Below are 12,186 nucleotides of genomic sequence, written 5' to 3'. Positions count from 1 at the left end.
ACGGCCCGCCGTGGCGGGGTCAGGTTCGCACACTGCGCCCTGTCGTGTGGCCCGCTGGCATCGTGCTATCAGGACTTGGTGATGGAGCAGTCGTGGTCTTGGAGAGTCTCGGCTGCAACGGGCTGGTCCTCAGTTCCCTCTGCCAAGAGCAGCAGGAATTGGTCCTGCGCTACGTTGGCAACCGCAATCGATGCATTTTCCATTTTCTTGCCGTCAGCGGTTACCTTCAGGTAGATGTCCCGGAACAGGTTCCTGGATTCGAACGCCTTCGTGTCAACCGCCAATCCTTGAAACCTGCGACCACCGAGGTCGATGGGGAGCTGCTTCCAGCCAACGTACTCTGAGGTATCCACGTTCCTCAGGGCTGCCGATGTTGTTGGTGACGAACACGATATGTGGATGTGCAGCTGATCCTGAGTGCGCGCGTTCTTCGGGTTGATGGTGAGGACTACGTCTGACTCTGGAAGTGAGTTGTTCAGGCGCGCGGTAACGAGGAACCGTGCGGCCCAAGCGTCGTAGAGGTAATTGCGACCCGCTGACTCCCGTAGGGCGGGATCCTCGATTCCGGTGATACGAGCAAGCGGGATCAAAAGGAACTGGTACGGATCAAAATCCGCTTTGTACAACGCCGTTCCAGACTGTTCATCCACGAATGTGCAGGGAGCGTACGCACCGGTACGCCGATAGCCGAATTCGCAACGGTCGTGCACGATTTTCCACAGTGCTTCACGGTCGGCCTCAGGGCGATTCGGCCGCGCCGGTACGGTTACCGCAATCAGCGCCCCGGCAAGAGCTGCTATCACCGCACCTATCAAGACACTTAGACTGACTGCCCGTCGGCTTTTGGGCACCTTGCGCCCGAGAGCTCGTGCAGCCAACCGAACGGCGCCCAGCCCGGTTCGCGTTGTTCCTGCCATGGCGCTATGCCCTTCCGATCACGCAGGATGTCGCCGGTCGTGTAGACCCTGGGTGCGGCGGGCCTGATCCTCCTCTGTTGGGTGCCAGTGCGGCGTGCCGGTGGCAGTAACTTTCGCCCGTCCACATCACCATCGCACCACCTTCGCATAGGCGCCAAGATCGCTGTGCGGCAGCCCTGCTCGCGCTGCGGCCAGTGCAATGAAACGCTGAATGAGTCTGTGAAAGCAATGGCCAAAACCTGAACCGTTGCTGGTTCGATCAGCGGGCGGCGCCGGCTCACTCGGCGTCGGCGGGGTCCAAGAGTTGCACTTCCTCTAGATCCATCGCCGCCTGCAGCTCGCGCAGCACGATGTCGTCGATGAGGTTTTGGTTGCGCAACGTGGTGACGGCCTGCCGCTGGTGTTGCAGCACGCCTAGACGCACGCGCCGGACCAGATCGTTGCGCTCGGCCAGATCGCTGGTCGCGGAGTCGGCGCCATCGGCCATGACGAGCACCGCGCGTTCTTCGTATTCCTTTTCCAGGTGTTTGACGAGATCGGGGGCGACCCCGAGTTCGTCGGCGACCGTCGGCAAAGCGTCGAGAGCGGCTTGGGCGCTACGGGTGCGGGCCAGCTGCAATTCGTTGGCGTGCGCGACGTCTTCGGGCATCCTCGCCCACCGAACGACGGTGGGCAAGGAAGTCCCTTGGACCAGCACGGTGACCAGAATGACGACCGAGACGACGAAGATGATCAGGTTGCGGTCTGGGAATGGAGCGCCGCTATTGGTGGTCATCGGCACCGCCAGCGCTGCGGCAAGCGATACCGCGCCGCGGAAACCGGCCCAGCTTGTGACGCAACGCTGACGGAAGCCGACGTGGCGGGTGGGCTTCTTCAGGACCCGGTCCACGGTGTGACCCAGGACCGTGGTCGCCTGTACCCAGGCGATCCGGGTGGCGATAACGACACCCGTCACCGCCAGGGCCAGGACTGTGGCCCGTGGTAGTCCCCCGTCCTCGCCGGCGATGTGGTCTATCGCGCCCGGGATCTGGACGCCGACAAACACCCACAACGAGCCGTTGATCAGGAACGTGGCGATGTCCCAAAACGCATGCGCCTGCAGGCGGGAACGAGCGCGTATCACCGTCGGACCAACGTAGGTGAGGACCAGGGCCGAAACCAGCACCGCAACCACACCGCTGCACTTCAGAGATTGAGCGAGCAAGAACGCTGCGAACGGCGTCAGCAAGCTCAGGGCTCCCTCCTCCAATGGTGCGTCGATTCTGCGGCGTAGTAATGTCACCAGGCCGCCGACCAGCAGCCCGGCCATGATTCCGCCGAGATAGGAGACGACGAACCGGCCGACCAGCGCGGCCGGGCCGATCCCAGCGGCACCTTCCGCGACCGCCACGGTGACGGCGAACAGCACGAGCGCGGTCCCGTCGTTGATGAGGCTCTCGCCGCGTAGCACTGTCAGCGCCCGGCGCGGCAACCGTTTCGCCAGGCCGGCCACCGCCGCGGCATCGGTGGGGGAGAGCACGGCACCGAGGACAGCCGCGGCGTGGGACTCCATGCCCAGCGCTCGTGCCGTCCACGACACCGCGACCGCGGTGGCAATCACCAGCCCGATACTGAACATGACGATGACGCGCAGGTTCCAGCGGATCTCGCGAAAGCTGGTGTTCATGCTCTCCCAATAAAGGATCGCCGGCAGGAACAGCAGCAGCACCACCTCGCCATCGATCTGAACGTCACCGAAACGGGGAATCAGACCCAGCAGGGAACCGGACAGGATGAGCAACACTGGAGGGCCCACGCGATAGCGGTGGCCCAGGACGGTCCCCACGACCACGGCGGCGACCAGCGCAACGATAACGACGAGCCCGAACACCAGCCCATCCTCGCCTATGGTGCGTCGACCATTCATACCGCCGCGTTGACCTGTTTCGGCACCCTGGCGAACACCGCGAGATGTTGGGTCGACTCAGTCCGCTGACAACGTGGCGCACGGCACAATGTCATCGAGGTGTCGACTCGATCAGCTGGAGGACTCAGGTCTGATGACCACCGTGGATTTCCACTTTGACCCTTTGTGCCCGTTCGCCTATCAGACCTCGGTGTGGATCCGTGATGTGCGCGCGCAATTGGGAATCACGATCAACTGGCGGTTTTTCAGCCTCGAGGAGATCAACCTGGTAGCGGGCAAGAAGCACCCGTGGGAGCGAGACTGGTCCTATGGCTGGTCGTTGATGCGGATCGGTGCGCTGCTGCGTCGAACGAACATGTCGTTGCTTGATCGGTGGTATGCAGCGATCGGTCATGAGCTGCACACCCTGGGCGGCAAACCGCATGATCCCGCGGTGGCGCGACGCCTACTGTGCGACGTCGGCGTCAATGCGTCGATTTTGGATGCGGCGCTGGATGATCCGACGACCCACGACGACGTCCGCGCCGACCACCAACGGGTTGTCGCCGCGGGCGGATACGGCGTGCCGACGCTCTTTTTGGACGGACAATGCCTTTTTGGGCCGGTGCTGGTGGACCCGCCTGCTGGACCGGCCGCCCTGAACCTGTGGAGCGTCGTCACGGGCATGGCGGGGCTGCCGCACGTCTACGAACTTCAGCGACCGAAGTCACCAGCCGATGTTGAACTCATTGCCCAGCAGCTACGCCCCTACCTCGATGGGCGCGATTGGGTGAGCATCAATCGCGGGGAGATCGTTGATATCGACCGGCTGGCGGGCCGCTCCTGAGCGGCTACACCGTGGTGATTGGCGGGTACTGCCGGCGATGGGCGGAGCGTTGTCGTCGTTTGGTCGCTATGGCAAGGCGGCGGTCTCGAGTTCCTCGAATGCCGCGCCGGTGTACTGCGCTAGCCGCTGCAGATGCGGCAAGGTGTCACGGCAGCCCAGAAAGCCGAGGACGACCTTGTCCGTGTAGCCGACCAGCGTCACGTTGAGGCCATAGCCGTCACACAGGAACGACATCGGAACAATCACATCCAGCTTGGCGCCCGAAAGATACAACGGGTCCTTCGAGAGCACCACATTGGAGACGGTGAAGTTGAACAGCGGTGGAATCACCCCGAGTGCGCCGGTCTTCTGCCCCACCGCGATCGGCAGCAAGCCGAATACGGAGTAGTGCTGCAAGGCATTTGGTGACATCGCCAGCAGTTCGGCCTTGCCGCGGGTGGTCGACGCCGAGATTGTGGTCAGCCGCGCAACCGGGTCTTCGATCGAGGTGCCCAGCGGCGCGACGAAACCCGAGGCGGCGTTGACCGTGTCTGCGTCGCGCTCGAAGCCGACCGGCACCGAGGCGGTCAGGGTGTTCGTCGGCAGGTCGCCCAGCTCCTGCAGGTAGCGTCGGCAAGCCCCGCCGACAGACGCCAGGATCACGTCGTTGACGGTGCAGTCGGTGGCGTGGGCCACTGCCTTGAGGCGCGGCAGTTTCAGCACTTGCACCGCTAGCCGTCGATGCCGGTTGACGCGGGTGTTAAACGGGGTACGCGGGGTGGTGAGGGCCGCCCGCACCGAGCTGTTGGCGCCCAGCACCATGCTGGATAGCCTTCCGGCCAGTTCGCTGACCGCGGAAACGCCCTCGACCGCCCGCTTCGTCGTGGCGGCGGCCAACACGCTGGCCAAGTCGTAGTCATCGCCGAACGGCTCGGGCTTGCCCGAGCCTGGGGGTGCCTCGGGATCGGTGGTGAGCCAGCTCTTGATCAGGTTCACCCCACCCAATCCGTCGACCGCGCAGTGGTGGGCCTTGAAGTACATGGCGAACTGACGGCCGGTTAGCCCCTCGATGAGGTGCAACTCCCATAGCGGCTTGGCCATGTCAAGTGGGGTCGAATGCAGCCGCTCGACCAACGCGCCGAGATCGCGGCCGGTCCCCGGATAAGGTAGGGCGGACAAGCGGACGTGGTAGCTCGGATCGGGCTGCACCTGCCTCCAGTACGCCATCGACGCGCCGCCGGCGATCACGCTGTCGAACGGGAAGGGCAGGAACGCCAGTTGTGAGATCGCCTCGTACAGGTCGCGGATGAACCTGCGCGGTGCTCCCTTAGGCAGGTCGAAGACCGCAAACGCGCCGATGTGCATTGGCGTGCGCGGCGCCTCCATGCGCGCGAACATCTGATCCAGCGGGCTGAGCAGCTTCACAAGGCCAACCCTAGCGACCTCAACCCCAAAAGCTATGGGATCGCAACCGCGGGGCCCGGCTCACTGCCCGCGTGTTGCGTTGCGTAGACCTCGGCCAGGAATTGCTCCACGGCGATCGCCGTGTGTGCCGCACGTGCCGAGCCGAGCAGGTCGAAAGCGTGCTGGGTAAAGGGCAATTCGGCGTATACCACCGGCTGCTTGCTGACTTGCCGCAGCTGATCGACGAAGCCACGCGCCTGCTGTACGGGAACCAGCGAGTCGTTGCGGCCGTGTAGCACAAAGAATGGGGGAGCGTCGGCGGAAATGTGGGTGACCGGTGAGGCGTCGAGGTAGGACTGCATGTTCGCCGTGCGCGGTTGTTTGACCACCATTCGCTCCAGCAGCGGCAGCATCATCGGGTGCATCGCGTCCTGCAGACGAGTGAAGTCATAGACGCCGTAGAACGGCACGGCTGCCTGCACCCGGGTGTCCGCCTCTTCGAATCCCGGTTGGAATCGTGGGTCATTCGGCGTTAGCGCGGCCAGTGACGACAGGTGGCCGCCGGCCGAACCACCGGTGATGGCGATGAAGTCCGGATCGCCGCCGTATTCGCTGATGTGCGCCTTGACCCACGCCAGGGCGCGCTTGACGTCGATGATGTGATCCGGCCAGGTGTTGCGCGGGCTGTGTCGGTAGTTGATCGCCACGCAGATCCAGCCTAGCTCGGCGAGGTGGCTCATCAGTGGATGCGCCTGTCCGCGTTTGTTTCCGGTGGTCCATGCACCGCCGGGGATCTGAAACAGCACGGGCGCTGTTCCGGTCAGATCTAGATCGGGACGTCGCCAGATATCGAGGTGGTTGGCCCTGCCGTATTCGCCGTAGCTGATGTCGCCATCGTGTGCGTAATCGCGGTAGATCCGCAGCATGCGCAGCGGCCCGGGGGTCTTGGCGGTACCACCGCCGGCTGGGCGGCGCCACAGACCGGCCGAGGCGGTGCGGCGATCGGGCCCCAGGCCGCTGTCTAATGCGGCGGTGAGCTGGGCATCGGCCTGACGGCCTGCGCGACTGAGGTTCAGCAGCCCCAGCGCCGAGAAGGCCGCCACCAGCCAGGAGACCGCCCGCACTGGCCGGGTCAGGCGTTGGGCTGTCAACACCAGCCCGCCGAGCTGGCTCGCCAGCGTCGGTAACGGAAACTCGGTAACCACCAGGCCAATAAACCACGACCACAGCGATGCGAATCCGTTGCGCGCCAGCGGCCTATATGCGTTGATCGTGGCGGCGGCGGTCACTGCCGCTACCACCAAGGCCCCGATTTGCCGGATGACGTGGATGAGTCGAGGAGCGCCCATGTGGTTACCTTACGAGGCCACCCCGCCGTACGAACGGTGGCCAGCGCGTGATGTGGACCCTAAGGGCCCGGCCGCGTGCTCGATCGGCGGCTTGCGAATTGTGCTCGCCAGCCTGCGGTTGGTGGCGGTCGCGGGGTCGTTGTCGGTAATGCCGATTTTCGAGGCACCGCAGTCGACGCTCGCGTGGGGGCATTTTTCGAGCATGGGCCGTCGTCACTAGGGGTCTGGATGTTGTTGGGAACAACCATTGGTTGTGATTTGATCAGGCATGCCGCTCAGCTCTCGTATGCCCGGACTCACCTGCTTCGAAATCTTTCTGGCCATCGCTGAGGCCGGCAGTCTTGGCGGCGCCGCACGCGAACTCGGGTTGACTCAACAAGCTGTGTCAAGGCGGCTCGCATCGATGGAGGCCCAGATCGGGCTGCGATTGGCCATCCGGACGACACGTGGCTCCCAACTCACGCCTGCCGGCATCGTCGTCGCCGAATGGGCGGCCCGCTTGCTCGAAGTCGCCGAGGAGATCGATGCCGGCCTCGGCTCGCTGCGCACCGAAGGCCGCCAGCGCATCAGAGTGGTGGCCAGCCAGACGATAGCCGAACAGCTGATGCCGCATTGGATGCTGTCCTTGCGGGCCGCCGACATGCGCCGCGGTGGTACTGTCCCTGAGGTAATCCTGACCGCCACCAATAGCGAGCATGCGATCGCAGCCGTTCGTGACGGCATCGCAGATCTTGGATTCATCGAAAACCCCTGTCCTCCCACGGGATTAGGCAGCGTTGTGGTTGCACGCGACGAACTGGTCGTCGTCGTGCCGCCGGGTCACAAGTGGGCCCGACGGTCACGAGTAGTGAGCGCCCGGGAGCTCGCTCAGACGCCTTTGGTGACTCGCGAACCGAACTCTGGCATCCGCGATTCACTCACCGCGGCGTTACGTGACACGCTCGGGGAGGACATGCAGCAAGCGCCACCGGTGCTGGAATTATCATCGGCTGCGGCCGTGCGGGCCGCGGTCTTGGCCGGCGCTGGACCGGCTGCGATGAGCCGGCTAGCGATAGCCGATGACCTGGCGTTCGGTCGATTACTCGCGGTCGACATCCCCGCGTTGAACCTGCGGCGCCAGCTTCGAGCCATCTGGGTCGGTGGGCGCACCCCGCCGGCGGGTGCGATACGAGACCTGCTCAGCCACATCACTTCCCGCAGCACGTAGGACCTCCGTCCGGCGAGCAGTCGCAAAAGCCCCCGCACGCACGGCGTGTCGGGGGCTTTTACGACTGCTCGCGGAGGTTGCGCTGGGGTTGATGGACCCGGCGTCGTCAGAAAATCGCGCGTAGCGCGACAAGACCGACCGAGGCGAGGATCGCCGCCGAAGGCAGCGTGATGACCCACGCTAGCACGATCGGTTTCATCAGTCCCCAGTTGGTGGACCGGTTTACGATGCCGACGCCGAGGACGGCGCCGATAAGAATGTGCGTGCTGGAAACCGGAAGACCCAGGACCGTGGCTCCCATGACCACCCCGGCGGCCGACAATTCGGCAGCAAACCCCGATGCCGGGTGCATCGTGGTGAGGTTGTGTCCAACGGTGGCGATCACCCGTCGTCCAATGAACCACAACCCCGCGCACAACGCGACGCCGAACGTGACCATGGCCGCGGCAGGCACCGCTGCGTTGCCTTCAATGGCGCCCGTGCGCAGCACATCCAGGATTGCCGCGAACGGCCCGATGGCGTTGGCAATGTCATTGCTGCCGTGGCTGAAGGCGAAGCCCGAGGCCGTAAAGACCTGCATCCAGCTGAACATCAAAAACGTTGACCGTGAAAGTGATTCGCCCCGAAGTGTCTTGGCGAAAATAAAGGTGGCCATCCACACCGCTGCACCGACCATCGCGATGATGAAGTAGTTATTCATCGTGGTGAGGCCCAAGTGCATGTGCTTGAACCCCTTGAACAGCAGCATCGCGACAATGATCATGGATCCGGCGGCGGCGACCAGCGGAACCCAGTTCTGCAGGGCCCGGAACGCGTCGACCGACGATGTCTTGGCGTCGATTTCGTGTAGCTCGCGGTAGTAATCGGATTCCAGTTCGTCGGGATCAAAGTCCTTGCGGTTTGCCGCGACGGCGTCGCGCGCCAGGGCGCCGGTATAGGCGATCTGCTGGATCTCGGTGAGCCGGTCGAACGCCGCCTTGTGGCGCTCGCGGTGTGCGATGCGCTCTTTCTTAATTTCTGTTAGCCGTCGTTCGGCCTGTTCGTTGTACAGCAGGATGTGCCGTTTGATGACGCCGTAGAGCAGGTACGACACCAAGCCGCCCAACACCGGCGACAGCACCCAGGACACCACGATCTGGCCGATTTGATCCCACTGGACCATCCTGAGTGCGGCACCGCCCTGGCCGCTCACCATCCCCAGCGCGATCGCCGCGCCGACGATGCCGCCGATGATCGAGTGTGTGGTCGACACCGGGTACCCCATACGGTTAGCAAACAGCAGCCAGAGCGCGGCTGCCGATAGCGCCGACAGCATGATGTTCATGAAGTCGCGTGGGTCGACGGACACCCCGGACAGATCAACGATGCCGCTGCGGATGGTCTCGGTGACGTCGCCGCCGGCGATCACCGCGCCGCTGACCTCGAAGATCGCCGCGACCAGAAGCGCCTGTTTCATGGTCAACGTGCCCGCGCCGACGCTGGTGCCAAACGAGTTGGCGACATCATTGCCGCCGACGTTGAAGGCCATGAACATGCCGACGACGGTGGCGAGCACCAGGATGACTTTGTTCGCGCCGGACCCTGCGTAGTCGAATGCCCACCACGAGAACAGCACGAAAGAACCCGCCAGCAGCAGACTGAACGACAGGTGCCATGGTCGGTCCGGCCCGAGGAAGCCCTCGTGTTGCGGTGTGCGCGCTGCGCGATCCTGAAGTCCGCTAGCCACCAAATGCCCATCCCTGTGGTGTTTGGCATTGTCGCTCATGTCGGCTTGTGTTGGCGATCGAGCGTCAGCAGGCTACGTCATGGCGGCTAGCAACGGGTAAACGCCGGATGAATAACGGTGACCGACGCTGCATCGGACTGACCGGACAGATGCGGGGAAATCGGCTTTGACGACCGGCGGACCGAGCTGTCCACGAAGATGTTGCGCTCGAGACTTGCAGGCCTGTTGGCCGGCCGATGACCGGCCTTGGTCCGGCCGGCTCTTGTCCGTGCTCAGGTGTCTCCGAAGACAACGCCTGGGTTGAGGATGCCCGCCGGATCGAAGCTCTGCTTGATACGGCGCATGAGGCTGATCTTGACCGGGTCTTCCAGCTCGAGGAAATAGCCGGTTTTGGCCCGGCCGACGCCGTGTTCGCCAGAGATCGCGCCACCCAATTCCATTGCGAGAGCAAAGATGTCGGTCATGAGCTTCTTCTTTTTCTCCGGATCCTTGCACGCGATGGCCATGTGTACGTTGCCGTCGCCGGCGTGCCCGCAACCGACCGCGGCACCGTCCGCTGCCGCCGCCAGACCGCGCGCGGTGCTCAGGAATTTTGGCATCGACGCGCGTGGGACGACGGTGTCGATGATGTCGTCGGCGCCGAGTGCTTTTGCCGCCCAGAATGCCTTCTCGCGGGCCTCGATCAGCTTGCGCGCCGAGCCTCCTTCGAGCACGTAGGCGTCCACCGCTCCCAATTCCATGAGCATTTCACCCACCGTCTGAATGTCCTCGAACAGTCGGTCGGCGAGGCGGTTCTCAAGCGCCACAAGGAGATAAGCTTCGCAGCTGTCGCGGATCTGGTCCGGAATACCTAGCTCCAGGTTCTGAGTGGAGATGAGTGCGGCCATCGAAGTGTTGTCAATGTACTCCAGGATGTCAGGTGCCAGGCCGCTGGCGAGGATCTTGGGCACCGCCGCCATGACTTGGTCGAAGTCGGCGAACGGGGCGAGCACGCTGGCGTTGTGGTCGAGCCGCGGATGCAGCTTGACGATCACCTCGGTGACCAAGGCCAGGGTGCCCTCCGAGCCGATGATCAGCTGGGTGAGGTCGTAGCCGGTGGACACCTTGGCCATCCTGCCGCCGGTTCGGATGATCTCGCCGGTGGGCAATACCGCTTGCAACCCGAGCACGTTATGGCGGGCCACTCCGTACTTGACCGCGCGCATCCCGCCGGCGTTGGTTCCGACATTCCCGCCGACGCTGGAGGACAGCTCGCCCGGGTAAACCGTGTACCGCAGCCCGGTATCGGCGGTAGCGGCGTCCAGGTCGGTCAACGCCACCCCGGGCTGCACGACGGCGACTTGGTTGGCGGTGTCGACCTCGAGGACCTTGTTCATCCGGTCGAACGAGATCAGCAGCCCACCCTCGACTGGTCGTGCGGCCCCCGACAAGCCGCACCCGGACCCGCGGGCCGTCACCGGCACACCGTTTTCAGAGGCGGCCTTCAGCAGTTGGGCAACCTCTTCGGGGGTGGCCGGCTTGGCGGCATAGGCTGGCTTCTGCGGCGGCCCCGTCAACTCTTCGTCGTGTGCGTAGTCCTCGGGGATTGCGTCGCCGGTCAGCAAATTGGCGTTCCCGACGATTTCGGAAAACCGAGCTGTCATTTCACTCATCGGAGGCCTCACTTTCCAACGCTGCGCTGCGTGCCCGACCGCGACTTACTTTATCGCTGCCGGTGCGGGCAAATCATCGTGGTTGGCTCTCAGCGGTACGGTTCGATACTGTGCGCCGCGCATTGCGCACGTTTCTACGGTGGGGAAAGCCTGAAGGGGACCGATGGTGAAGACGGCTATGTTGGGCGCGGTGGCGCTGGTGATCGCCTTGGGAGGGACTTGCGGTGTGGCGGATGCTTTGCCGCTGGGCCAGACTGACGACCCGATGATTGTCGCGCATCGCGCGGGTACGCGCGATTTTCCCGAGAACACCGTTCTGGCGATTACCAACGCAGTCGCAGCTGGTGTGGATGGCATGTGGCTGACCGTCCAGGTCAGCAGCGATGGCGTGCCGGTGCTGTATCGTCCGTCCGATCTGGCAACGTTGACCGACGGCGCCGGCCCGGTGAATTCGAAGACGGTTCAGCAACTCCAGCAGCTCAACGCGGGATGGAATTTCACCACGCCGGGCGTCGAGGGCCATCCCTACCGGCAACGGGCGACCCCGATACCGACACTGGAGCAAGCCATTGGCGCGACTCCGCCCGATATGACTCTGTTTCTAGACCTCAAGCAGACTCCGCCACAGCCGCTGGTCTCAGCGGTCGCGCAGGTGTTGACCAGGACTGGTGCTGCCGGGCGGTCGATCGTATATTCCACCAACGCTGACATCACGGCTGCAGCCTCGCGGCAGGAGGGACTGCAGGTCGCCGAAAGTCGTGACGTGACCCGCCAGCGCCTTTTCAACATGGCATTGAACCATCACTGTGATCCGCAGCCGGATCCTGGGAAGTGGGCCGGATTCGAGTTGCATCGCGATGTCACCGTCACCGAAGAATTCACGTTGGGGTCCGGTATCTCCGCGGTGAATGCCGAGTTGTGGGACGAGGCCTCGGTCGACTGTTTCAGATCGCAGTCCGGCATGAAGGTCATGGGTTTCGCGGTGAAAACTGTCGACGACTACCGCCTGGCTCACAAAATCGGACTCGATGCGGTACTTGTGGACTCGCCGCTGGCGGCCCAACAATGGCGTCATTAACGTCGCTCGCTGTCAGGGTGCGGTTCATTTGAATTGCGTGCGGTACTGACGATTTCGGAGTTTGGGGGAGGCCCGTACTTTTATTCGGTAGAAGGCAGCGCCTTCGGCCGGTGCAAGGTCGAAATTGTTCTGTCCCAACGCT

General features: G+C 63.7%; 11 protein-coding genes. 4 read left to right on the top strand and 7 right to left on the bottom strand.

Translation table 11 applies throughout. The features are described 5' to 3' along the window. Positions 1-68: 68 nt before the first annotated feature. Genes MCAN_RS12110 through MCAN_RS12100 form a run of 3 tightly spaced genes read right to left on the bottom strand, consistent with a single transcriptional unit; the run spans position 69 to position 2,787 of the window. Positions 69-851, bottom strand: coding sequence for a CDP-diacylglycerol diphosphatase (locus tag MCAN_RS12110; RefSeq protein WP_003411717.1), 783 nt, complete (start codon positions 849-851; stop codon positions 69-71). Next, the gene (locus MCAN_RS12105) at positions 821-1,198 is read right to left on the bottom strand and encodes a hypothetical protein (RefSeq protein WP_014001205.1); all 378 of its coding nucleotides are present in this window, start codon (positions 1,196-1,198) and stop codon (positions 821-823) included. Before MCAN_RS12105 ends, MCAN_RS12110 begins: the two co-directional genes overlap by 31 nt. Next, on the bottom strand, positions 1,195-2,787 hold the full coding sequence (locus MCAN_RS12100) for a Na+/H+ antiporter (RefSeq protein ID WP_003916985.1): 1,593 nt from the start codon (positions 2,785-2,787) through the stop codon (positions 1,195-1,197). The genes MCAN_RS12105 and MCAN_RS12100 overlap by 4 nt, the downstream gene beginning before the upstream one ends. A 169-nt stretch (positions 2,788-2,956) precedes the next feature. Between MCAN_RS12100 and MCAN_RS12095 the strand changes: the two genes are divergently transcribed. Next, the gene (locus tag MCAN_RS12095) at positions 2,957-3,649 is read left to right on the top strand and encodes a mycothiol-dependent nitroreductase Rv2466c family protein (protein WP_014001204.1); all 693 of its coding nucleotides are present in this window, start codon (positions 2,957-2,959) and stop codon (positions 3,647-3,649) included. A 66-nt stretch (positions 3,650-3,715) separates the two neighbouring features. Here MCAN_RS12095 and MCAN_RS12090 read toward each other — a convergent pair whose 3' ends face one another. Both MCAN_RS12090 and MCAN_RS12085 read right to left on the bottom strand, forming a co-directional pair. Then, positions 3,716-5,053 carry a WS/DGAT/MGAT family O-acyltransferase gene (locus tag MCAN_RS12090; protein ID WP_003411704.1) on the bottom strand — a complete coding sequence of 446 codons (1,338 nt, stop codon included), beginning with the start codon at positions 5,051-5,053 and terminating at the stop codon, positions 3,716-3,718. Positions 5,054-5,085: 32 nt separating this feature from the next. After that, complete coding sequence (locus MCAN_RS12085) at positions 5,086-6,381, bottom strand: alpha/beta hydrolase (RefSeq protein WP_003899248.1); 1,296 nt, start codon at positions 6,379-6,381, stop codon at positions 5,086-5,088. Here MCAN_RS12085 and MCAN_RS24280 point away from each other — a divergent pair. Together MCAN_RS24280 and MCAN_RS12075 are read left to right on the top strand one after the other, a co-directional pair. Further along, on the top strand, positions 6,380-6,601 hold the full coding sequence (locus MCAN_RS24280; protein ID WP_015385286.1) for a hypothetical protein: 222 nt from the start codon (positions 6,380-6,382) through the stop codon (positions 6,599-6,601). The genes MCAN_RS12085 and MCAN_RS24280 overlap by 2 nt on opposite strands. A gap of 48 nt (positions 6,602-6,649) precedes the next feature. Then, on the top strand, positions 6,650-7,588 hold the full coding sequence (locus tag MCAN_RS12075; protein WP_014001203.1) for a LysR family transcriptional regulator: 939 nt from the start codon (positions 6,650-6,652) through the stop codon (positions 7,586-7,588). A gap of 106 nt (positions 7,589-7,694) precedes the next feature. Here MCAN_RS12075 and MCAN_RS12070 read toward each other — a convergent pair whose 3' ends face one another. Further along, entirely contained in the window at positions 7,695-9,353 is a 1,659-nt protein-coding gene (locus tag MCAN_RS12070; protein ID WP_003411694.1) for an inorganic phosphate transporter, read from the bottom strand. 233 nt (positions 9,354-9,586) lie between these two features. Further along, complete coding sequence (locus MCAN_RS12065; protein WP_014001202.1) at positions 9,587-10,966, bottom strand: FAD-binding oxidoreductase; 1,380 nt, start codon at positions 10,964-10,966, stop codon at positions 9,587-9,589. Between the two features lie 178 nt (positions 10,967-11,144). Here MCAN_RS12065 and MCAN_RS12060 point away from each other — a divergent pair, with 178 nt between their 5' ends. After that, positions 11,145-12,044, top strand: coding sequence for a glycerophosphodiester phosphodiesterase family protein (locus MCAN_RS12060; RefSeq protein WP_003411688.1), 900 nt, complete (start codon positions 11,145-11,147; stop codon positions 12,042-12,044). The last annotated feature ends 142 nt before the right edge of the window (positions 12,045-12,186 follow it).

Source organism: Mycobacterium canetti CIPT 140010059, assembly GCF_000253375.1.
Taxonomy (GTDB): Bacteria; Actinomycetota; Actinomycetes; order Mycobacteriales; family Mycobacteriaceae; genus Mycobacterium; species Mycobacterium tuberculosis.
Note: the sequence above shows the minus strand (reverse complement) of the source record. Positions and strands in the feature narration are given on the sequence as shown.

Excerpts from the sequence above, each read along its gene's own strand:
- MCAN_RS12075 (WP_014001203.1), top strand. The coding sequence starts at position 6,650 with ATGCCGCTCAGCTCTCGTATGCCCGGACTCACCTGCTTCGAAATCTTT.
- MCAN_RS12085 (WP_003899248.1), bottom strand. The coding sequence starts at position 6,381 with ATGGGCGCTCCTCGACTCATCCACGTCATCCGGCAAATCGGGGCCTTG.
- MCAN_RS12070 (WP_003411694.1), bottom strand. The coding sequence starts at position 9,353 with ATGAGCGACAATGCCAAACACCACAGGGATGGGCATTTGGTGGCTAGC.
- MCAN_RS12065 (WP_014001202.1), bottom strand. The coding sequence starts at position 10,966 with ATGAGTGAAATGACAGCTCGGTTTTCCGAAATCGTCGGGAACGCCAAT.
- MCAN_RS12095 (WP_014001204.1), top strand. The coding sequence starts at position 2,957 with ATGACCACCGTGGATTTCCACTTTGACCCTTTGTGCCCGTTCGCCTAT.
- MCAN_RS12060 (WP_003411688.1), top strand. The coding sequence starts at position 11,145 with ATGTTGGGCGCGGTGGCGCTGGTGATCGCCTTGGGAGGGACTTGCGGT.
- MCAN_RS24280 (WP_015385286.1), top strand. The coding sequence starts at position 6,380 with ATGTGGTTACCTTACGAGGCCACCCCGCCGTACGAACGGTGGCCAGCG.